Source organism: Pelomonas caseinilytica, from assembly GCF_021353235.1.
GTDB lineage: Bacteria > Pseudomonadota > Gammaproteobacteria > Burkholderiales > Burkholderiaceae_C > Pelomonas > Pelomonas caseinilytica.
Genome location: NZ_JAJTWT010000009.1, coordinates 95,845 through 115,122, shown reverse-complemented (window position 1 = coordinate 115,122; position 19,278 = coordinate 95,845). Strand labels below are relative to the sequence as shown.

Below are 19,278 nucleotides of genomic sequence, written 5' to 3'. Positions count from 1 at the left end.
GCCCGCGCTCACGCCGTCAGGCGCTGCAGCGCTTCTTCGTACTTCTGCACCGTGCGGGCGATGACCTCGGGCGGCAGGGCCGGCGCGGGCGCCGTCTTGCCCCAGGGCTTGCCGTCGACGGTGGCCTGCTCCAGCCAGTCGCGCACGAACTGCTTGTCGTAGCTGGGCGGGTTGCTGCCCGGCGCGTAGCTCTCGACCGGCCAGTAGCGCGAGGAGTCGGGCGTCAGCACCTCGTCCATCAGCGTCAGCGTGCCGTCGGCGTCCAGGCCGAACTCGAACTTGGTGTCGGCAATGATGATGCCCTTGGTCAGCGCGAAGTCGGCCGCGCGCTGGTAGAGCTGGATGGAGATGTCGCGCACCCGGCTGGCGAGGTCGGTGCCGATGAGGGCGGCGGCCTGCTCGAAGCTGATGTTCTCGTCGTGGTCGCCCATCTCGGCCTTGGTGGCCGGCGTGAAGATGGGGGTGGGCAGCTTGTCGGCATTGCGCAGGCCCGCGGGCAGGGCCACGCCGCAGACGCTCTGCGTCTTCTGGTACTCGGCCCAGCCGCTGCCGGCCAGGTAGCCCCGCACGACGGCCTCGATGGGCAGGGGCTTGAGGCGCTTGACGAGCATGGCGCGGTCGCGGATCTGTTCCGCCTCGGCGGGCGTGACGACGGCCAGCGGGTCCTCGCCGGTCAGGTGGTTGGGCACGATGCCCTGGAGCTTGCCGAACCAGAACAGCGCCATCCTGGTGAGCAGCGCGCCCTTGCCCGGGATGGGCTCGCCCATGATGACGTCGAAGGCCGAGAGGCGGTCGCTGGCGACCATGAGGATGCGGTCGTCGCCGACGGCGTAGTTCTCGCGCACCTTGCCGCGGCCGAGCAGCGGCAGGGAGGTCAGGCGGGATTCGTAGAGGGCTTGGGACATGGCGGCGGGCTCGGGGACAAGACCGACGATTTTAGGTGGGGCCCGGGCGCAGCCAGGCACGCACGGTCGCCGCGAAGGTCGGCACGTCGATGGGCTTGGCCAGGTAGCCGTCGCAGCCGGCAGCCAGGAAGCGCTGCTCGTCGCCATGCATGGCATAGGCCGTGAAGGCGATGACGGGCAGGTCCGCCAGCTCGGGCGAGGCGCGGATGGCACGCACGAGGGTCAGGCCGTCCACGCCGGGCAGCTGGATGTCGACGAGGGCCAGGTCGGGCCGGCAGGCGCGCAGCTGCGCCCAGGCGGCTTCCACGTCGGGCGCTTCGTCGACGATGAAGCCGTCGGCCTCGAGCACGTAGCGCGCGAGGTCGACGTTGAGCGGGTTGTCGTCCACGACGAGGATGCGCTCGCCCGCCATGCTCAGCCTCCGCCCGATTGGCGCCGCCCGCGGCGGTCCTCGCGGGCCGCGCGCAGCAGCGCATCGCGCAGTTCGGCCTGGCGGGCCGCGTCGCCTTCCCCCGCGATGGCCCGGGCCGAGCGCGACAGGGCCTCGATCTCCTCGGCGCCCAGGCTCAGCGCCGTCCAGACGATGACGGGCAGATCGGCCCAGCGCGGGTCGCCGCGCAGTTCGTGCAGCACCTGGAAGCCGTCCACGCCCGGCATCATCAGGTCGAGCACGATGGCGGCGGGCTGCACGGTCGCGAGGGCCTGCAGGGCCTCGGCGCCGCCAGCCGCCGAGACGGTCTGGATGCCGGCGGCGGCCAGCGCCGCGCACATCAGCTCGCGCGACGCGGCCTCGTCGTCGACGACCAGCACCGGCCGCCCCGGCACCAGGCGATCGCGCAGCGGCACCAGCGCGCGCGCCAGCGCGGGGCGCCGCAGCGGCTTGGCCAGCACGTCGGCCACAGGGAAGGCCACGCCGGCGCCGGCGAGCGGCGTCAAGGCCAGCGCCTTGACGGCCGCATGCATGGACGGGCCGCCCGTGCGCAGCTGGGCCAGCATGGCCAGGCCGGGCGAGTCAGGCATGGCCAGGTCCACCGCCAGCTCGGTGTAGCGGCGCACGCGCGCCAGGCGCAGCACCTCCGCGGCCGTGGCCGCCGTGTCAGCCGCCACGCCGGCCAGCGACAGCTCCCGCGCGACGCCGTCGCGCAGCGGATGGTCGCGCAGCGCGATCAGCTGCTGGTGGCCGGGCCGACGCGGCTCGGCCGCGGCCTCTTCCGGCTGGCGCGGCAGCACGGCGTAGAAGCGGCTGCCCTTGCCCAGGTCGCTGTAGACGCCGACCCGGCCGCCCTGGGCCTCGACGATGCGGCGTGTGAGCGCCAGGCCGAGGCCGGTGCCCTGGTGGCTCTTGGCCAGGCCGTCGTCGAGCTGCTGGAATTCCACGAAGAGATGGCCGATGCGGTCCGCGGGAATGCCGATGCCGCTGTCCTCCACCTCCAGCCGCCACAACCGCGGCCCTTCGCCCAGCATGCGCAGCTCGACATGGCCGCCGGAGGGCGTGAACTTGATGGCGTTGGACAGGTAGTTCAGCAGCACCTGCTTGAGCCGCGCCGGGTCGAGCACCAGGCCGCGCAGCTCCGGCGCGATGGAGGACTTCAGGCTCAGGCCGCGCTGCTCGGCCAGCACGGCCACGGTGGCCATCACGTCGTCGACCAGCGTCGGCAGGTCGACCGGCTCGGCATGGAAGTCCATGCGGCCGGCTTCGATCTTGGACAGGTCCAGCACGTCGTTGATCATCTTCAGCAGGTGGCGGCCACTGCTGGCGATGTGCTGCAGCCATTCGCGCTGGCGCGACGCGTCCAGAGCCTGCGCATGGCTCATGTTGAGCAGGTCGGCGAAGCCGATGACGGCGTTCAGCGGCGTGCGCAGCTCGTGCGACATATTGGCCAGGAAGAGGCTCTTGAGCCGGCTCGACTCCTGCACGCGCCGGTTCTCCGCGGCCAGCCAGACCGCCTGCTGGCGGGCCTGCTCGGCGGTGCGCGTCGCGGTCACGTCGGCCACGATGCCCACCAGCCGCGCGCCGGCCGCGTCGTCGTGGGTGACACGGGCGTCCATGCGCAGCCAGTGCAGGCCGCCGTCGGGCCAGGCGACGCGGAATTCGGCGTGCCAGGGCAGTTGCCCGGCCTCGGGGCCTTGCAGGGCGTCCAGGCTGGCCTGCACCATGGCGCGATCGTCGGCATGCACGGCGGCGAGCAGGCGCTCGCGGTCCCAGGGCACGGCCGAGTCCGGCAGGCCGAAGCACTGGTCATAACGGCGCGAGCGGTGGATCTCGCCGCTGTCCAGGTCCATCTCCCAGTCGCCGATGGCGGCCGACTCGAGGGCGAAGCGCAGCCGCGCCTCGCTCTGCCGCAGGGCCGCCTCGATCTGGCGCTGGTGGGTGAGGTCGCGGGCCGAATTGATGCCGCCGACGATGCGGCCGGCGGCGTCGCGCAAGGGCGAGACCTGGGCGGAGACCTCCACGCGCCGGCCGTCCTTGGCCACGCGCACGGTACGGAAGGGCGGCACCTGCCGGCCCTGCGCCAGGCTGGCGAGGATGCGCATTTCCTCGGCCTCGCGCTCGGGCGGGATCAGCATTTGCACCGGCTGGCCGACGGCCTCCGCCGCCGTGTAGCCGAACATGTCCTCGGCGGCCTTGTTCCAGTTGGTGATGCGGCCGTCCAGCGCCTTCACGACGATGGCGTCGGCCGTCGACTCGACCACCGCGGCCAGCCGCCTGACCTCGGCCTCGGCCTCGGTGAGGCGGCCGACGTCGCGGAAGACGATGGCCACGCCGCGCTCGCGGCCGTCGGCATGGTGGGTGAGCTCGGCATGCACCTCGACCGGCCGGGTGCTGCCGTCGCGCGCCACGCAGACGGCCTGGCGGCGCAGGGCCACGTCGGGCGCGCGCGCCCGCACGATGTCGATGGGATTGCGCCGCGCCACCTCGGCGGTCAGGCCCTCGCGCACGAAGACCTCCCACAGCGGGCGCCCCAGCGCCTCGGCGGCCGGCCAGCCGGTGATGCGCTCGGCCACGGCGTTGAGCCGCGTGACGCGGCCCTCGCCATCGGTGGTGATGAAGCCGGCGTCGATGGCCGCCAGCGTCGTGGCCAGGCCCTGCTCGGTCTCCAGCAGGTGGTCCTCGGCGCTGTGGCGGCGGTCCATCTCCTGGCGCAGGGCCTCGTTGGCGGCGCGCATCTCGTCCACCGACGGCACGGCCAGCAGCCGCGGCATCAGCCGCCAGGCGACCACGGCGGTCAGCACCGAGGCGATGGCGGTGACGGCCTTGGCGGCGGTCTGCAGCGCGTAGTCGGGCCGCCAGATCGTCCAGACGTCCATCACATGGGTGGTGCCGCAGGCGAAGATGAAGACGGCGAACAGCGTCGCCAGGCTGCCCAGGTTGACCTGGGGCCGCCGGCGCGAATAGCTGGCGATGACCAGCGGGATGGAGAAATAGGCCAGGGCGATGGCGAGGTCCGAGCCCACCATGGTCCAGAGCAGGCCCGGCGACCACTGGAAGCAGTAGCCGTGCGGCAGGAAACCCGCCTTCGCGACGATCCCGGTCAGCTGGTCCATCCCGTGCTCCGTCCCCTGCAACAGGGCGTTATGAGCGGAGCATTTTGATCCCTCGAACGGGCGAAGGGGCGACTCCGGGCGTGGCTTACTACCGGGCGGTCAGCGGGGTGCGAGCACGCCGAAACCGGCGTAGCGGGCAATGAAGCGCTCGCGCCCTTCGCGGGCGAAGGCCTCGGCGTCCCAATCGCCGGGCAGCAGGCGGTCGGCGAAGGCGGCGCGGAAACGGTAGACCTGGGCCGGCAGGGTGCGGCCGTCCGGCAGGACCACGAGGACGTCGACGCGCTCGTACTCCTCGCCCTCGAAGGCGTCGAGCCGCGCCCAGGCTTGCGCGTCGACGTCGCGGTAGAGCCGCCCCGGCACGAGCCCGCCGGGTGCGGCGCACAGGCCGGGGTAGTCCTGGCCGCGCACCGGACGGCGCGCGTGGCCGGCCAGCGAGGCGGGCTCGCCGGCGAACTCGCGCCCGCAGACGCGGGCCATGATGTCGGCCCACATCAGCGAGCCGTAGGTGAAGCAGTGGGCCGTCACTGCACCTTCTGCGCCAGCTCGCCGCGGGCATAGGCCGCGGCGACGTCGGCCAGCGTGCGAGGCTTGATCTTGCCGGCCTGGCCTTCGCAGCCGAACTCCATGTAGCGCTGCTTGCAGATGGCCTTGGCGGCCTCGCGGGCGGGCTTGAGCCACTCGCGGGCGTCGAACTTGTCGGGGTTCTCGGCCATGAACTTGCGCACGGCGCCCGTCATCGCCAGGCGGATGTCGGTGTCGATGTTGATCTTGCGCACGCCGTGCTTGATGGCTTCCTGGATCTCCTCGACGGGCACGCCGAAGGTCTCCTTCATCTTGCCGCCGTACTGGTTGATGATGGCCAGCAGCTCCTGCGGCACGCTGGACGAGCCGTGCATGACGAGGTGGGTGTTGGGGATGCGGGCGTGGATCTCCTTCACGCGGCCGATGGCCAGGATGTCGCCCGTGGGCTTGCGGCTGAACTTGTAGGCGCCGTGGCTGGTGCCGATGGCGATGGCCAGGGCGTCGAGCTGGGTGGCCTTGACGAACTGGGCGGCCTCCTCGGGGTCGGTCAGCATCTGGGCGTGGCTGAGCTTGCCCTCGGCGCCGATGCCGTCCTCCTCGCCGGCGTCGCCGGTCTCGAGGTTGCCCAGGCAGCCGAGCTCGCCCTCGACGGTCACGCCCACCTTGTGCGCCATCTCGACGACCTTGCGGGTCACCTCCATGTTGTAGTCGAAGGAGGCGGGCGTCTTGCCGTCTTCCATCAGCGAGCCGTCCATCATCACCGAGCCGAAGCCCAGCTCGATGGCGCCGGCGCAGACCTTGGGGCTGGTGCCGTGGTCCTGGTGCATGACGAGCGGGATGTGCGGGTAGGCCTCGGTCGCCGCCAGGATGAGGTGCTTGATGAAGGGCTCGCCGGCGTATTTGCGGGCACCGGCCGAGGCCTGCAGGATGACCGGCGCGCCGACCTCGTCGGCCGCGGCCATGACGGCCTGCACCTGCTCCAGGTTGTTGACGTTGAAGGCCGGAATGCCGTAGCCGTTTTCGGCGGCGTGGTCCAGCAGCTGGCGCATGGAGACGAGAGACATGGGAATTCCCCGGTGGAGTTGAAAAACCTTCTGGCTCGCGATCCAACCCTAGGCCGTAACCGCGTCGTAACTGGTTGGGGATTCTATGGAGGCCGCCGGGTCGGTGCCGACCCCACCCCCCTCGGTTGACGGGAACGACCACAATCCGGCGCCATGACGCGCCTTGTGTTCGACCACCTGACCAACTGGATCACCGCGGCGGCGAGCGAGCACTCGCACGACCTCGCCGTGCACGTGGAGGAGCGCACGGGCGCCAGCCGCCGGGCCGTGCTGGCGGCGCTCAAGCGCCTGGTCGACGCCGGCTGGCTGACCCGTTCGGGCACCAGCCGCCGGCCGGTGTTCGGCCCGGGTGCGCTGCGCCAGGTGGCGCGCAGCTACACGCTGTACGGCCTGCAGGAGGACCTGCCCTGGCAGCGCGACTTCGCCCCGCACTTCGCCCTGCCCCGCCACGTCGAACGCATGATCCAGCACGGCTTCACCGAACTGGTCAACAACGCGGCCGACCACTCCGGCGGCACCAGCGTGACCGTCTCGCTGCGCCAGACGCCCACCCACGTGCAGCTCCTCGTCAGCGACGACGGCGTCGGCGTGTTCGACAGGATCTGCGCGGCCTTCCAGCTCGAGGACCCCCAGCACGCCATGCTGGAGCTGAGCAAGGGGCGCCTGACCAGCGCCCCCGACGCCCACACCGGCCGGGGGCTGTTCTTCAGCAGCCAGCTGGCCGACGTCTTCGACATCCACGCCAACAACACCGCCTACCAGCGCCGCGCCTGGGAAAGCGCCGGCTGGCGCAAGGGCCGCGCCCTGCCACGCCAGGGCAGCAGCATCTACATGGCCATCGCGCTGAACACGACGCGCACGCTGGACGGCGTCATGGCGGCCTGGAGCATCGCCGGCGACGGCATCGACTTCGACCAGACCCGGGTGCAACTGCGCCTGCTGACGAGCGAGGGCCAGGCGCTGGACTCGCGCGCTGCGGCCCGCCGCGTCGGCTCGCGGCTCACCACCTTCAAGCGCGCCGAGATCGACTTCGAAGGCGTGACCGACGTGGGCCACGGCTTCACGGACGAGCTCTTCCGCGTCTTCGCCAAGGCGCATCCGCAGATCGAGCTGGTGGCGACGAACGCCACGCCGCGGATCGAGGCGCTGGTGAAGAGCGCGCGAGGGGGCTGAGGGCTTAGGGCCTGCGCAGGGCCGGCACCGGCGGCACGGGGATGCGCGGGCCGTCGTAGCCGCGCACGGCGCCGAAGCGCCCGCCGTCCTCGCGCGCCCAGTCCAGCGCCCAGGCCTGCATCTCGGCGGGCTCCCGGCCGACGAAGTTCCACCACAGCAGCGGCGGCACGGGCCAGGGCGCGCCGCCCAGCAGCAGCAGCCGGCAGGCGGCGCCGGCGCGCAGCTCGACCGACTCGCAGCCCGGCCCGACGTAGAGCAGGGTGCCGGGCGCGATGGCCTCCACCGTTTCGTGGCCCATGGGCGCCACCTCGATCTCGCCCTCCAGCGGCATCAGGCCGTATTCGAAGCCGGGCCGCAGGCGCAGCACCGCGTCGACCGGGCCGCCGGCGGCCAGGTCCATGCCCAGCAGCGGCGTGAAGCTGGGCACCGGCGAACGCTCGCCGCCGAACTCGCCCACGAGCAGGGTCGCGTCGAAACCGCCCAGGCCCAGGCGCGGCAGCGTCGCGAAATGCTGGAAGCCGGGCTGGCGTTCGCGCTCTGCGTCGGGCAGGGCGATCCAGAGCTGGGCGAGGTGGATGCGGTCGGTCAGCGACTCCTCGCTGTGGCTGATGCCATGGCCGGCCGTCATCAGGTTGACCTCGCCCGCGCGCAGCACCTGCTCGGAGCCCAGGCTGTCGCGGTGCAGCACCTCGCCCTCGATCATCCAGCTGAAGGTGGACAGGCCCGTGTGCGGGTGGGGGCCGACGCGCATGCGCTGGTCCGGCGGCAGCGTGGCCGGGCCGGCGTGGTCGGCGAAGCACCAGGCGCCGATGGTGCGGCGGACCCGGTTCGGCAGCGAGCGCTGGATGGGGATGCCGCCAACGTCGCCGACGTGGCTCTGGATGCGCTCGACGGCAAAGCTCATGGCTGGCACCGCTTCTGCACGAAGGCGACGAAGCCCTCGACGAAGGCCTGCAGCTGCGCGTGGACCTTGTCGTCCACCAGCCGGCCCTCGGCGTCGAAGACCGCCCCGGCGCGCGACACCATGAGCCGGCCCGCCATCCAGAAGTCGCAGCCCAGGGTGCGCAGCACCGACAGCAGCGCGTCCTGCGATTGCACCGTGCCGAAGCCGCCCGGCGTCGCACCGATCAGGGCCGTGGGCCGCCCCCCGAAGAGCCTTGCCCCCTCGCCGCTGGGCCGAGACAGCCAGTCGATGCCGTTCTTCAACACGCCGGGGATGGAGTTGTTGTACTCGGGCGTGCCGATCAGCAGGGCGTCGGCCGCGCGGATGTCCTCGCGCAGCGTGGTCACCGCCTCCGGGATGCCCTGGGCCTCGACGTCGCCGTCGTAGAGGGGAATGCCGTGCAGGGTGCGCAGCTCCATCGTCACGCCCTCGGGCGCCATCGCGATGGCCGCGCGCAGCAGGGCGGTGTTGTAGGAGGCGCGCCTCAGCGCGCCGCTCAGGGCGATGATCTTCATGGGGCCCGCTCAGGCGAATTTGAACGGCAGTTCCCGTTGCCGCTGCCCCGTCAGGCGCGCCACGGCGTTGGCCAGGGCCGGGGCCAGCGGCGGCAGGCCGGGCTCGCCCATGCCCTTGGGCGGGTCGTTGCTGGGCACGATGCTGACCGTCATCACCTGGGGCGCGTCGGGCATGCGCGGCATGGCCATGTCCTGGAAGTTGCCCTGCTCGACGACCCCGTCCTTGAACGTGATGCGGTGGGTCGGCATCGTGGTGGCCAGGGCCATGATGGCCGCGCCTTGAACCTGGGTCTCCACGGCACGCGGGTTCACGCAGAGGTTGCAGTGCACGCCGGCATGCACCTCCTGCAGCACCGGCTGGCGGTCCTTGCCCTTGCCCTTCATGCTGGCCACGACGACGTAGGCAACGACGGACTCGAAGCTCTCGTGCACCGCCACGCCCCAGGCCTGGCCGGCCTTCAGCTTGCGCTTGCCATAACCGCTCTTGTCGACGGCAGCCTGCAGGGCCAGGCGATGGCGCTCGGCCTTGGCGTTGCCCTCCATGAGCTTCATGCGGTAGGCCACCGGGTCCTGCTTCGTCGAGAAGGCGATCTCGTCGACCAGGGTCTCCATGACGTAGGCCGTGTGGGTGGAGCCCACCGAGCGCCACCACAGCACCGGCACGTTCACCTCCGGATGGTGCACGCTGAGGTTCATCGGCAGCCCGTAGGGCTCGCCCATGCCCTCCGTCGTGGTGTTGTCCACGCCCTTCTGGTAGCCGAAGCCCTCCAGCGGCGAGCCCTTGAGGATGCTCTGGCTGACGATGCGGTGCTGCCAGCCGATGACCTTGCCGCCGGCGTCGAAGCCGATCTCGGCGCGGTGCACGGTCATGGGCCGGTAGTAGCCGGCCTTGACGTCGTCCTCGCGGCTCCAGATCACCTTGACCGGCATGCGCTGCCCCGCCTGGGCCAGTGCCACGGCCACGGCCGCCGCCTCGCGCGGCCACTCGGTGGCGGGGGTGGCGCGCCGGCCGAAGCCGCCGCCGGCCATCTGCACGTTGATCTGCACCTGCTCGGGCTTCATGCCGACGGCCTTGGCCAGGTTCATGGCATCGATGCCGGGCATCTGCGAGGCGTAGTAGAAGTCGCAGCGGTCGGCCTTCAGGTCCACCGTGCAGGCCAGCGGCTCCATCTGCGCATGGTTGAGGTAGGGGAAGACGAAGTCGGCGACGATCTTCTTCGGGGCCTTCTCCCAGCCGCTGGCGTCGGCCTGGAACTCGGGCTTGGGCGCCGGGGTGCCGGGCGTCCTGGCGAGCGCCAGGTACTGGGCCGTCAGGGCGGCGGTGTCGGGCTTGGGCGTGCCGGCCAGGTCCCAGTCGATCTTCAGCGCGTCGCGCCCCTTCTTGGCGGCCCAGTAGCCGCTGGCCACGACGGCCACGCCCTGGCCGCCCCGGTCCAACGTCACCGGCAGCACGGCCTTGACGCCCTTGACCTTGAGCGCCTCGCTCGAATCGAGCCTCGCGACCTTGCCATTGAACACCGGCGGGCGCTGGATGACGGCCACGGCCATGCCGGGCAGTTGCACGTCCATGCCATAGGCCTGCCTGCCGGTGGACTTGGCCTGGCTCACGGTCAGCGTGGTCGGCCGGCCGATCAGCTTGAAGGCCTTGGGGTCCTTGAGCGTCACGGCCTCGGGCACGGGCTGCTTCATCGCCGCGTCGAAGAACTCGCCGTAGCCGGCGCTCTTGCCGCCGCCGGAGATGACCCCGTTTTCCGCCTTCAGGGATGCCGCCGGCACGCCCCAGCTCTGGGCGGCCACGGCGACCAGCATGGCCTTGGTGCGGGCGCCGAGTTCGCGGTACTGCTGGTAGCTGTTCTTGACGGAGTTGGAGCCGCCGGTCAGGTGGATGCCGAACAGCGGGTCGACGTATTCGGCCTTCTGGTCGCCGAAGCCGGTGCGCACCCGGCTCCAGTCGGCGTCCAGCTCCTCGGCGCAGATCATGGCCAGGCCGGTCTCGATGCCCTGGCCCATGTCCATGCGGTTGCACAGGATGGTGGTGGTGCCGTCCTTGGCGATGGTGACGAAGGCCAGCGGCTGCTCGGTGGGCTTGGAACCCGGCTTGGCGGGCGCGCCCTGCTGGGCGGCGGCGAGGCCCGGCAGCAGGGCCAGGCCGACGGCGCCGCCGACGGTGGTGGTCACGAAGGCGCGGCGCGAAAGCCCGCCGCTGACGATGCGGTCGATGCGTTGGGGGTTGAGCATGGGCGTCTCCTCAGGCCAGCTTGGCCGCGGCGGCGTGGATGGCCGCACGGATGCGGGTGTAGGTGCCGCAGCGGCAGAGGTTGCCGGCCATGGCCGCGTCGATCTGGGCGTCGGTGGGCTTCTTGTTGCCCTTGAGCAGGGCGACGGCGCTCATGACCTGGCCGCTCTGGCAATAACCGCACTGGGCCACGTCGTGCTCGACCCAGGCGGCCTGCACGGCCTGGCCGACCTTGTCGTTGGCGATGCCTTCGATGGTCGTCACCGGCCCCGTGACCGAGGAGATCGGCGTCAGGCAGGACCGCACGGGGCTGCCGGCCACGTGCATGGTGCAGGCCCCGCACTGGGCGGCGCCGCAGCCGAACTTGCTGCCGGTCAGCTGCAATTCCTCGCGAACGGCCCACAGCAGGGGCATGTCGGGCTCGGCGTCGAGCGAGACGGCGCGACCGTTGACGGTCAGGTTGATCATGGGGCCTCCGGGGGGTCGGGAAGCGGGCGACTCTAGCCAGAAGCAGTGCCCCCGTACATCACTCAGGCATTGCGATGCGCAGGCGCCTGGCGGCGTCAGACGCGCGCATGCCGGGCCAGCGCCTGCTGCAGCGCCGCCAGACTGACCGGTTTGGTGAGATGGGCATCGCAGCCCGCCTCGAGGGACTGTCGCACGTCGGCGTCGCCGGCATGGGCGGTGAGCGCCACGATGGGCGTGCGCGGGCGGCCCTGCTGCGCCTCCTCGGTCCGCCACCGGCGTGTGGCCGTCAAGCCGTCCATGCCCGGCATCAGCACGTCCATCAGCACGAGGTCGAAGTCGCCCTCGCGCAGGGCCGCCAGCGCCTCGGCGCCGTCGCGCACCCGCGTGATGCGGTGGCCCAGCGGCTCGAGCATGCCCTCGACGATGAGGACGTTGACGTCGTTGTCCTCGGCCAGCAGCAGGTTCAGCGGGCGGCCGGGGGCGTCGCGCTCGGGCCGGGCGCCGGCGGCGTCGAGCTGCACGGCCGGCGTGGCCGGCAGGTCCAGCCAGGCCTCGAAGCGGCTGCCCTCGCCGGGGCGGCTGCTGACCGTGACGTCCCCGCCCATGAGCCGCGCCAGGCTGCGGGTGATGGCCAGGCCCAGGCCCGTGCCGCCGAACTCGCGCGAGATGGCGGCGTCGGCCTGGGCGAAGGGCTGGAAGATGCGCTCCAGCCGTTCCGGTGCGATGCCGATGCCGGTGTCCTGCACGGCAATGCACATCCGGCCATCGGCCGCGCGCGACAGTTCCACCGTCACCCCGCCGGCCGAGGTGAACTTGACGGCATTGCCCACGAGGTTGGTGACGATCTGGGCGACGCGCTGCGCATCGCCCAGCACCCAGCCCACGGCCTCGCCCTGCACGACGGCGCGCAGCCACAGGCCGCGGCTCTCGGCCCGCTCGCGCAGCATCGCCAGCTGCAGCTCAACGAGGTCCGGCAGGTTGAAGGGGTGGGGAGCCAGCTCCAGCCGGCCGCTTTCGATGCGGGCGTTGTCGAGCAGGTCGTTGATGAGGGCGAAGACCTGGCGCCCCGCCAGGCCGAGCATCTCGACGTAGCGGGCCTGGCCCGGCGCGAGGGGCGTGCGCGCCAGGATGTCAGAGAAGCCCAGCACGGCGTTCATCGGCGTGCGCATCTCGTGGCTGACGTGGGCCAGCAGCTCGGTCTTGGCTCGGCTGCGCGCCTCAGCGAGTTCGCGCTCGCGCCGCAGTTCGCGTTCACGCTCGTGGGAGCGGCGCGCCCGCTCGGCGGCCGTCAACAGCAGGGCCAGGGCGAGCAGGTAGAGGGCCGGCGCAGGCGCGGCCAGCAGCCCCGCCCTTGCGCCGGCCCAGGCGGCCGAGGCCAGGCCCGCCATCGCCAGGCCCGCCGCGAGCGCCTGGCGGCGCAAGACCAGCGGCAGCCCGCCCAGGGCCAGCAGCAGCGCTTCGAGGGCCCGGACGGCGCCTCCGCGCTCGCGCAGCACCGCCGGCGGCTCGGCCCCCAGGGCCTCGAAGAGGGCGGCGTTCAGCGCCGTGCCCGAGAACCGGCCCTCGGGCGTCATGACCTCGTCGGCGAAGAAGGCGCTGCTCCCCACGAAGACGCTGCGGCCGTTGAGCTGATGCGCCAGTTCGGCGTCATCGGCCTCGCCCAGCGCCGCGCGCATCAGCCGCTGCCAGGGCAGGCGTGGCAGGTCGCCACCGGCGAGGGGCAGGCGCAGCCGCAGCCGGGCCTGTTCGTCCACCGGCCAGCGCCGCCGGCCGGCCACGAGCTCGCCGCCCTCCATCCGCCAGCCGGCCGCGCCGTCGGCCCGCAGCCGCGCGGCCAGGGCCAGGCTGGGCAGCGAGCGGCCCTGCACTTGGTGCAGCAGCGGCACTTCGCGCAACAGGCCGTCATCGTCCAGCGCCACCGAAATGACGCCCAGGCTGCCCGGCCCCCGCAGCGCGGCGAGCAGGGCGTCGGAGGGCGCCACCAGCCCGGCCCAGGGCAGGCCGGCCGGGGCGGCGCCGACGCGCTGCAAGGCCGCCGCCTCGGCCGGCGAGGCGGCAGCGAGCTCGACCCCGGCGCGCTGGCGCGGCGCCAGGCCGGCGGCGCCGAGCACGACCGGCGGCGCGCCGGCGAGGGCCTGGGCCAGGCGCGCGTCGCCCTCGCGCGGGCCGGCGAAGACGATGTCGATGACGACGAGGCGCACGCCCGCCTGGCGCAGGTAGTCCAGCATCAAGGCGTAGACGCCGCGCGGATAAGGCCACTCGCCCAGGGACTCGCGCAGGGCCAGCAGGGAGACGTCGTCGATGTCGACGATGACGCTGCCCGGCCGCGCCGGTGGCGCCGGCGCCGCAGCGCGGGCGACGAGGTCGCCCAGGGCCCGGTCCACGCGCGGCTGCACGCCCACGACGACGAGCAGCCCCCACAGCGCCAGGGCCGCGGGCAGGGCCAGCCAGCGCAGGCGCATCAGAACAGCGGGATCAGCGCCAGCGGCAGCAGCCACACCCAGCGCGGATAGGGCTGCTCGATGCGCTGGGTCTGGCCCCACGGGCCGGGCACGCCCGCGGCGTTGATCGCACGGGCCCGCAGGAAGTAGGTGCCGGGCGCGGGACGGGGCAGCGCCAGCTCAGGCCGGCCGGTGTCGAAGCGCCGCACCTCCGCGCCCTCGAAGGCCGGCGCCACCGACCATTCGAGCTGGTAGCGCGCCGCGCCGGTACCCCCCTGCCAGCGCAGGCGCAGCTGCTCGCCGCTGACTTCGGATTCCGCCGGCGGCGGCGCGGGCGGCGGCGGCCGGATCTCGAAGCGCTGCGCATCGCCGAAAGGCCCGGCCCGGCCGCTGGCGTCGACGGCCGCGATGCGCCAGTGGTAGCCGCCGTCGGGCAGCCGGGCCTCGAAGCCGGCGGCGGCGATGGGCGGCGGCTGCAGGACGAGGTCCTGGAACGCCGGGTCGCGCGCGATCTGCAGGCGCACGTCAGGCGCCGCCGTGTTGCGGGTCCAGGCGAAGGCCATGCCGCCCGAGTAGCTGACGGCCTCAGGCGGCGGCGCCTGCATGAACGGCGGCTCGGGCCGGGCCTGCAGGTGGACGTCGGCATCGGCCGCCGCGCCTTCGTGGCCACGGGCGTCGATGCCGCGCAGGCGCAGCGTGTAGTCGCCGTCGGCCAGTTCGCGAGCCTGCGGCCAGGCGACGGCCGGCTCGTCGACACGGGCGTCCAGCAGCAGGCGGTCGAAATCACCCTTGGGAAAGAGCTGGGCCCGCCAGGCCACGGCACCCGGCGGCGAGGCGGGCCAGGTCAGGCGCAGCGGCAGCCGGTCCGCGGCGCCGGCGGAGCCCGCCAGCTGGGGCGCCGGCAGCAGCGGCCCGACGCTGCGCGCGCCGCCCTCGGCCAGCAGGCCCTGGCCGCCGGACACGTCGGCCGCCAGGCCATCGGCATGGACCGCGCCGCGCAGCACCTGCATGCGCGTCGCCGCCCCGGCCACCTGCACGCGGAACTCCGTGCCGCGCACGCCGAGGTTGACGTGGGGCGTGCGCAGCTCGTACATCGGCACGTGCTGGGCATTGGGCGCGACGCTGTTGTCCACGCCGCCGCGGACCAGGTCCACCCGCACCGCCGGCAGGGCGCCGCGGCCGAGCACCAACAGCTGCACGAGCGTGACCTCGCTGTCCGGTGGCACGAGCAGGCGCGAGCCGTCGGCAAAGCGCAGGCTGACGCTGGACTGGGCGCCGGTGCGCAGGGCGTCGCCGCTGCGCAGGCTGGCGCCGGCCGCCAGGGCTTCGCGGCCGCCGCCGCGCTGCAGCGTCACCCCGCCCTTGACGAAGACCACCTCCGCGACGGCCGCTTCGCGCCTGAGCCAGGCCACGGGCATGCGCAGCGTCGAGCCGGGCATGAGGCGCAGCGGGTCGTCGACGCGGTTGAGCTTCTGCAGCTCGCGCCAGGTGCGCGGCGGCGCCAGCCAGGCCTCGGTCAGGGTGATCAGGGTGTCACCGCGGATGACGCGGTAGCGCCAGTCCGCGTCAGCCGCCGCCGCGGGCTGCGCGCGCGCCGCGGCCACGACGGCCGCCAGCAGGCCGAAGGCCAGCCAGGCCCGGAGTGTCTTCATGTGAGCCTCCCTTCCCGATGGCGGGGGATCGTAGCCCTCGCCCGGCGCGGGCGCGAGTCACCTAGGCACTGGACAAAGCGTCATGCAGCTGCGCACGCAGGCGGCGCAGCCGCTGCAGTTCCTCGTCGGGCGCCTGCAGGGCCGGCCACAGCAGGGCCACGAGGTCGCGGGCGCTGGCCTCGACGTCGAGCTGACGGCCGGTGATGACCGCCTCCCAGAGCATGTGCTCCATCGGCCCGAAGACCAGGGAGCGCAGCAGGCGCAGCGGGATGTCCTGCCTCACCTCGCCGGCCTGCTGGCCGCGCGCCAGCAGCTCCATCAACGGGGCGGTGTAGCGGCGCTGCAGCTCGACGAAGCCCTCGCCGAGGTCGCCGGCGCCGTGGCCGGCGTCCTTGCGCCCCTCCGACAGCACCAGGGCGCACAGCCCGGTGCCTTGGATGAGGAAGAGGCGCAGGTGGGTCAGCACGATGAATTCCAGCTGCTCGCGCACGCTGGCCTGGCGGGGCAGGCCCGACTCGATGGCGGCGATGATCTCGTCGTACCAGTCCTGGATGACGCGCATGCACAGCTCCCGCTTGCCGCGGAAGTAGGTGAAGACGGTGGCCTCGGAAATGGCCAAGCGCTGGGCGATCTCGGTGGTGGTGGCGCGCTCGTAGCCGCGCTCCGCGAAGACCTCGCGGCCCACCCGCAGGATGTCGCGCACGCGCTGCTCGGCCTTGGGGCCGGCGGGGGAGCGGCGCTGGGGTGCGGCGGAGGGCGTCGTCATCGGGCCCCGATTCTGCGCAAATCTTGAGCGTTACTCAAGTCCGGCTTGCATCGAGATTCCACTGGAATTATCCTGATGCCCCGACGCGCCCCACCGGGCCGGATCACAAGAAATTGAGTCACGCTTAACCAGCGCGGCGCCTTCGAGGAGACCCCATGCCGGTCCTGAACACGCAGCTCAACGCCCGCTCGGCGGACTTCAAGGCCAATGCCGAGGCCATGCGCGGCCTCGTCGACGACCTCAACGCCCGGCTCGCGCAGATCGCCCTGGGCGGCGGCGAGGTGGCGCGCGCCAGGCACACGGCCCGCGGCAAGCTGCTGCCACGCGAGCGCGTGGAGATGCTGCTCGACCCCGGCACGCCCTTCCTGGAGCTGGCGCCGCTGGCCGGCCTGAACCTCTACGACAACGCGGCACCCTGCGGCGGCGTCATCGCCGGCATCGGCCGGGTGGCGGGCGTCGAATGCATGATCGTCTGCAACGACGCGACCGTGAAGGGCGGCACCTACTACCCCATCACGGTCAAGAAGCACCTGCGCGCCCAGGAGATCGCGGCGCAGAACCGCCTGCCCTGCCTCTACCTCGTGGACAGCGGCGGCGCCAACCTGCCCAACCAGGACGAAGTCTTCCCCGACCGCGACCACTTCGGCCGCATCTTCTTCAACCAGGCCAACCTCAGCGCCGAGGGCATCCCGCAGATCGCCGTGGTGATGGGCTCGTGCACGGCCGGCGGCGCCTACGTGCCGGCCATGAGCGACGAGACCATCATCGTCAAGAACCAGGGCACCATCTTCCTCGGCGGCCCGCCGCTGGTGAAGGCCGCTACCGGCGAGGTCGTGACGGCCGAGGACCTGGGCGGTGGCGACGTGCACACGCGGCTGTCGGGCGTGGCCGACCACCTCGCCAACAACGACACCCATGCCCTGGCCATCGCCCGCCAGTCCGTCGCGCGGCTGAACTGGCGCAAGGCCAACCCGCTGGCGGTGCAGGCACCGCGCCCGCCGGCCCACGACCCGGCCGAACTGCACGGCGTCATCCCCACCGACACGCGCAAGCCCTTCGACGTGCGCGAGGTCATCGCCCGCATCGTCGATGGCAGTGAGCTCGACGAATTCAAGGCCCGCTACGGCACCACCCTGGTCTGCGGCTTCGCCCACGTCGAGGGCATGCCGGTGGGCATCGTCGCCAACAACGGCATCCTCTTCGCCGAGAGCGCCAACAAGGGCGCGCACTTCATCGAGCTGTGCTGCCAGCGCAAGGTGCCGCTGGCGTTCCTGCAGAACATCACCGGCTTCATGGTCGGCCGCAAGTACGAGAACGAGGGCATCGCCCGCGCCGGCGCCAAGATGGTGACGGCCGTGGCCTGCGCCCAGGTGCCCAAGTTCACGGTCATCATCGGCGGCAGCTTCGGCGCCGGGAACTACGGCATGTGCGGGCGCGCCTACTCGCCGCGCTTCCTGTGGATGTGGCCCAACGCGCGCATCTCGGTGATGGGCGGCGAGCAGGCCGCGAGCGTGCTGTCCACGCTGCGCCGCGACGCCATCGAGGCCAAGGGCGGGCAGTGGAGCGCCGAGGAGGAAGAGGCCTTCAAGGCCCCGCTGCGCCAGCAGTACGAGGACCAGGGCCACCCCTACTACGCCTCGGCGCGGCTGTGGGACGACGGCGTCATCGACCCGGCCGACACGCGCCGCGTGCTGGCGCTGGGATTGAGCGCATCGCTGAACGCGCCCATCCCGGAGACGAAGTTCGGCGTGTTCCGGATGTGATGGTCATCCGCCCACTCCGGCCCGGCGACTCTCTCGAGGCGCTGACCGCGCTGCTGCACGCGGCCTATGCCAGCCTTGCCGCGCAAGGCTGGAACTTCACCGCCGTCGACCAGAGCGTGGACGTCACGCGCGAGCGACTGAAGGGCGCCCAAGGCTTTGTCGCGGAACTGAATGGCCGCTTCGTCGGCACCATCGCCATCCGCGGCCCCAAGCCCGCCGGCGAGGCCTACATCGCCGACCCACCGCCGGCGCTGTACACGACACCCGGCACGGCCATCCTGTCCCAGCTCGCCGTGCACCCGGACTGCCGCGGCCTGGGCTTGGGCGAGCGGCTGATGGACGCCGCCGAAGCCTGGGCGCGCGAGCAGGGCTTCAAACATGTCGCGCTCGACACGGCCGAGCCTGCCGAGGCACTGCGCCGGCGCTACGAGCGCCGCGGCTACGCCGAGGTCGGGCGCGTGCAGTGGCAGGGCAAGACCTACGCCTCGGTGCTGATGCGCAAGCGCGTGGGCGGAGGAAGTCCCGAGTAGAATGCACACGAATTCCGGATTTCATACACATCATGCGCACCAACATCGATATTGACGACGAGTTGATGGCCCGCGTTCTGGCGGCTGGACCGTTCAAGACCAAGAAGGAGGCCGTGGAAGCCGGCCTGCGCATGCTGGAGCGCCAGGCCGCTTATCGCGAGATCCTGAAATGGCGCGGCAAGCTGCGCTGGGGCTGGGGTGACGAAGAGCGCCTGAACGGTGAGCCCAACTGGTCGCAGGTCGAACCCGACGCGCAGCCGCAGGCCCTTGCGGCGCAGGAGCCGCGCAAGGCCTATGCGGCCAAGGCGTCGCGCAAGACCGCCAACGCGCCGAAGCGCAAGCGCCATGCTGGTCGCTGACAGCAGCGTCTGGATCGACTTCTTCAACGGCGTCGCCAACGCCGCCACTGAAGCGCTTGAGGGCTGGTTGCTCCAGGGCGATGCGCAGGTGCTGATGCCCGACCTCGTGCTGTTCGAGGTGATGCGCGGCTTTCGCACGGAACGCGAGATGCGGGACGCCGGCCGCATCCTGGCGCCGATGGGCGCGCAGCCCATCGGCGGCGAGGCGCAGGCACTGCGGGCGGCCGAGCGCTACCGCAGCCTGCGCGCTGCCGGCTGGACCGTGCGCAGCAGCGTCGACGCGCTGCTGGCGAGCTATTGCATCGACCACGACCACATCCTTCTGCACCGCGACCGCGACTTCCAGCCCTACGTCGAGCGCTTCGGTCTGCGCGTGTGGCCGCTTCCCGCCTGAG

Annotated in this window: 17 protein-coding genes; 5 read left to right on the top strand and 12 right to left on the bottom strand. The window is 72.3% G+C overall.

The window, feature by feature from the left end; translation table 11 throughout:
* Window positions 1–8: 8 nt before the first annotated feature.
* The 5 genes from LXT12_RS19870 to fba all read right to left on the bottom strand — a co-directional run bounded on the left by LXT12_RS19870 (window position 9) and on the right by fba (window position 6,037).
* Entirely contained in the window at window positions 9–905 is an 897-nt protein-coding gene (locus LXT12_RS19870) for a phosphoribosylaminoimidazolesuccinocarboxamide synthase (protein ID WP_233394035.1), read from the bottom strand.
* A 31-nt stretch (window positions 906–936) separates the two neighbouring features.
* The gene (locus tag LXT12_RS19865) at window positions 937–1,317 is read right to left on the bottom strand and encodes a response regulator (RefSeq protein ID WP_233394034.1); all 381 of its coding nucleotides are present in this window, start codon (window positions 1,315–1,317) and stop codon (window positions 937–939) included.
* Window positions 1,318–1,319: 2 nt separating this feature from the next.
* Complete coding sequence (locus LXT12_RS19860) at window positions 1,320–4,451, bottom strand: PAS domain S-box protein (protein WP_233394033.1); 3,132 nt, start codon at window positions 4,449–4,451, stop codon at window positions 1,320–1,322.
* A 99-nt stretch (window positions 4,452–4,550) separates the two neighbouring features.
* On the bottom strand, window positions 4,551–4,976 hold the full coding sequence (locus LXT12_RS19855; protein ID WP_233394032.1) for a gamma-glutamylcyclotransferase family protein: 426 nt from the start codon (window positions 4,974–4,976) through the stop codon (window positions 4,551–4,553).
* Window positions 4,973–6,037: a class II fructose-bisphosphate aldolase gene (gene fba, locus LXT12_RS19850; RefSeq protein WP_233394031.1), complete on the bottom strand. Its 1,065-nt coding sequence runs from the start codon at window positions 6,035–6,037 to the stop codon at window positions 4,973–4,975. Before fba ends, LXT12_RS19855 begins: the two co-directional genes overlap by 4 nt.
* Window positions 6,038–6,190: 153 nt before the next feature.
* Between fba and LXT12_RS19845 the strand changes: the two genes are divergently transcribed.
* Window positions 6,191–7,210, top strand: a complete 1,020-nt coding sequence (locus LXT12_RS19845; RefSeq protein ID WP_233394030.1) for an STAS-like domain-containing protein — start codon at window positions 6,191–6,193, stop codon at window positions 7,208–7,210.
* A 4-nt stretch (window positions 7,211–7,214) separates the two neighbouring features.
* Here LXT12_RS19845 and LXT12_RS19840 read toward each other — a convergent pair whose 3' ends face one another.
* The 7 genes from LXT12_RS19840 to LXT12_RS19810 form a co-directional block, all read right to left on the bottom strand.
* Window positions 7,215–8,114: a pirin family protein gene (locus LXT12_RS19840; RefSeq protein WP_233394029.1), complete on the bottom strand. Its 900-nt coding sequence runs from the start codon at window positions 8,112–8,114 to the stop codon at window positions 7,215–7,217.
* Window positions 8,111–8,668: an NADPH-dependent FMN reductase gene (locus LXT12_RS19835; RefSeq protein ID WP_233394028.1), complete on the bottom strand. Its 558-nt coding sequence runs from the start codon at window positions 8,666–8,668 to the stop codon at window positions 8,111–8,113. Before LXT12_RS19835 ends, LXT12_RS19840 begins: the two co-directional genes overlap by 4 nt.
* A gap of 9 nt (window positions 8,669–8,677) precedes the next feature.
* Window positions 8,678–10,906 (bottom strand): xanthine dehydrogenase family protein molybdopterin-binding subunit, encoded by a 2,229-nt coding sequence (locus LXT12_RS19830; RefSeq protein WP_233394027.1) that lies wholly within the window; start codon window positions 10,904–10,906, stop codon window positions 8,678–8,680.
* A 10-nt stretch (window positions 10,907–10,916) separates the two neighbouring features.
* Complete coding sequence (locus LXT12_RS19825) at window positions 10,917–11,372, bottom strand: (2Fe-2S)-binding protein (RefSeq protein WP_233394026.1); 456 nt, start codon at window positions 11,370–11,372, stop codon at window positions 10,917–10,919.
* 95 nt (window positions 11,373–11,467) lie between these two features.
* A complete protein-coding gene (locus LXT12_RS19820; RefSeq protein ID WP_233394025.1) occupies window positions 11,468–13,834 on the bottom strand; it encodes a hybrid sensor histidine kinase/response regulator in 2,367 nt (788 codons plus the stop codon).
* Complete coding sequence (locus tag LXT12_RS19815) at window positions 13,834–15,465, bottom strand: FecR domain-containing protein (RefSeq protein WP_233394024.1); 1,632 nt, start codon at window positions 15,463–15,465, stop codon at window positions 13,834–13,836. Before LXT12_RS19815 ends, LXT12_RS19820 begins: the two co-directional genes overlap by 1 nt.
* Before the next feature lie 61 nt (window positions 15,466–15,526).
* Window positions 15,527–16,231 carry a TetR/AcrR family transcriptional regulator gene (locus LXT12_RS19810; RefSeq protein ID WP_233394023.1) on the bottom strand — a complete coding sequence of 235 codons (705 nt, stop codon included), beginning with the start codon at window positions 16,229–16,231 and terminating at the stop codon, window positions 15,527–15,529.
* Between the two features lie 155 nt (window positions 16,232–16,386).
* On the opposite strand from LXT12_RS19810, the gene LXT12_RS19805 reads away from it, so the two are divergent.
* The 4 genes from LXT12_RS19805 to vapC are packed head-to-tail and all read left to right on the top strand — an operon-like array spanning window position 16,387 to window position 19,277.
* Window positions 16,387–17,994 carry a carboxyl transferase domain-containing protein gene (locus LXT12_RS19805; RefSeq protein ID WP_233394022.1) on the top strand — a complete coding sequence of 536 codons (1,608 nt, stop codon included), beginning with the start codon at window positions 16,387–16,389 and terminating at the stop codon, window positions 17,992–17,994.
* A complete protein-coding gene (locus tag LXT12_RS19800) occupies window positions 17,994–18,524 on the top strand; it encodes a GNAT family N-acetyltransferase (RefSeq protein WP_233394021.1) in 531 nt (176 codons plus the stop codon). The genes LXT12_RS19805 and LXT12_RS19800 overlap by 1 nt, the downstream gene beginning before the upstream one ends.
* Window positions 18,525–18,556: 32 nt before the next feature.
* Window positions 18,557–18,883, top strand: a complete 327-nt coding sequence (locus LXT12_RS19795) for a type II toxin-antitoxin system VapB family antitoxin (RefSeq protein ID WP_233394020.1) — start codon at window positions 18,557–18,559, stop codon at window positions 18,881–18,883.
* On the top strand, window positions 18,870–19,277 hold the full coding sequence (vapC, locus tag LXT12_RS19790) for a type II toxin-antitoxin system VapC family toxin (protein ID WP_233394019.1): 408 nt from the start codon (window positions 18,870–18,872) through the stop codon (window positions 19,275–19,277). The genes LXT12_RS19795 and vapC overlap by 14 nt, the downstream gene beginning before the upstream one ends.
* The last annotated feature ends 1 nt before the right edge of the window (window position 19,278 follow it).

What these genes read in the sequence shown, in the direction of transcription:
- LXT12_RS19870 (WP_233394035.1), bottom strand. Translation starts at nt 905, where the DNA reads ATGTCCCAAGCCCTCTACGAATCCCGCCTGACCTCCCTGCCGCTGCTC.
- LXT12_RS19865 (WP_233394034.1), bottom strand. Translation starts at nt 1,317, where the DNA reads ATGGCGGGCGAGCGCATCCTCGTCGTGGACGACAACCCGCTCAACGTC.
- LXT12_RS19860 (WP_233394033.1), bottom strand. Translation starts at nt 4,451, where the DNA reads ATGGACCAGCTGACCGGGATCGTCGCGAAGGCGGGTTTCCTGCCGCAC.
- fba (WP_233394031.1), bottom strand. Translation starts at nt 6,037, where the DNA reads ATGTCTCTCGTCTCCATGCGCCAGCTGCTGGACCACGCCGCCGAAAAC.
- LXT12_RS19845 (WP_233394030.1), top strand. Translation starts at nt 6,191, where the DNA reads ATGACGCGCCTTGTGTTCGACCACCTGACCAACTGGATCACCGCGGCG.
- LXT12_RS19840 (WP_233394029.1), bottom strand. Translation starts at nt 8,114, where the DNA reads ATGAGCTTTGCCGTCGAGCGCATCCAGAGCCACGTCGGCGACGTTGGC.
- LXT12_RS19835 (WP_233394028.1), bottom strand. Translation starts at nt 8,668, where the DNA reads ATGAAGATCATCGCCCTGAGCGGCGCGCTGAGGCGCGCCTCCTACAAC.
- LXT12_RS19830 (WP_233394027.1), bottom strand. Translation starts at nt 10,906, where the DNA reads ATGCTCAACCCCCAACGCATCGACCGCATCGTCAGCGGCGGGCTTTCG.
- LXT12_RS19825 (WP_233394026.1), bottom strand. Translation starts at nt 11,372, where the DNA reads ATGATCAACCTGACCGTCAACGGTCGCGCCGTCTCGCTCGACGCCGAG.
- LXT12_RS19820 (WP_233394025.1), bottom strand. Translation starts at nt 13,834, where the DNA reads ATGCGCCTGCGCTGGCTGGCCCTGCCCGCGGCCCTGGCGCTGTGGGGG.
- LXT12_RS19815 (WP_233394024.1), bottom strand. Translation starts at nt 15,465, where the DNA reads ATGAAGACACTCCGGGCCTGGCTGGCCTTCGGCCTGCTGGCGGCCGTC.
- LXT12_RS19810 (WP_233394023.1), bottom strand. Translation starts at nt 16,231, where the DNA reads ATGACGACGCCCTCCGCCGCACCCCAGCGCCGCTCCCCCGCCGGCCCC.
- LXT12_RS19805 (WP_233394022.1), top strand. Translation starts at nt 16,387, where the DNA reads ATGCCGGTCCTGAACACGCAGCTCAACGCCCGCTCGGCGGACTTCAAG.
- LXT12_RS19800 (WP_233394021.1), top strand. Translation starts at nt 17,994, where the DNA reads ATGGTCATCCGCCCACTCCGGCCCGGCGACTCTCTCGAGGCGCTGACC.
- LXT12_RS19795 (WP_233394020.1), top strand. Translation starts at nt 18,557, where the DNA reads ATGCGCACCAACATCGATATTGACGACGAGTTGATGGCCCGCGTTCTG.
- vapC (WP_233394019.1), top strand. Translation starts at nt 18,870, where the DNA reads ATGCTGGTCGCTGACAGCAGCGTCTGGATCGACTTCTTCAACGGCGTC.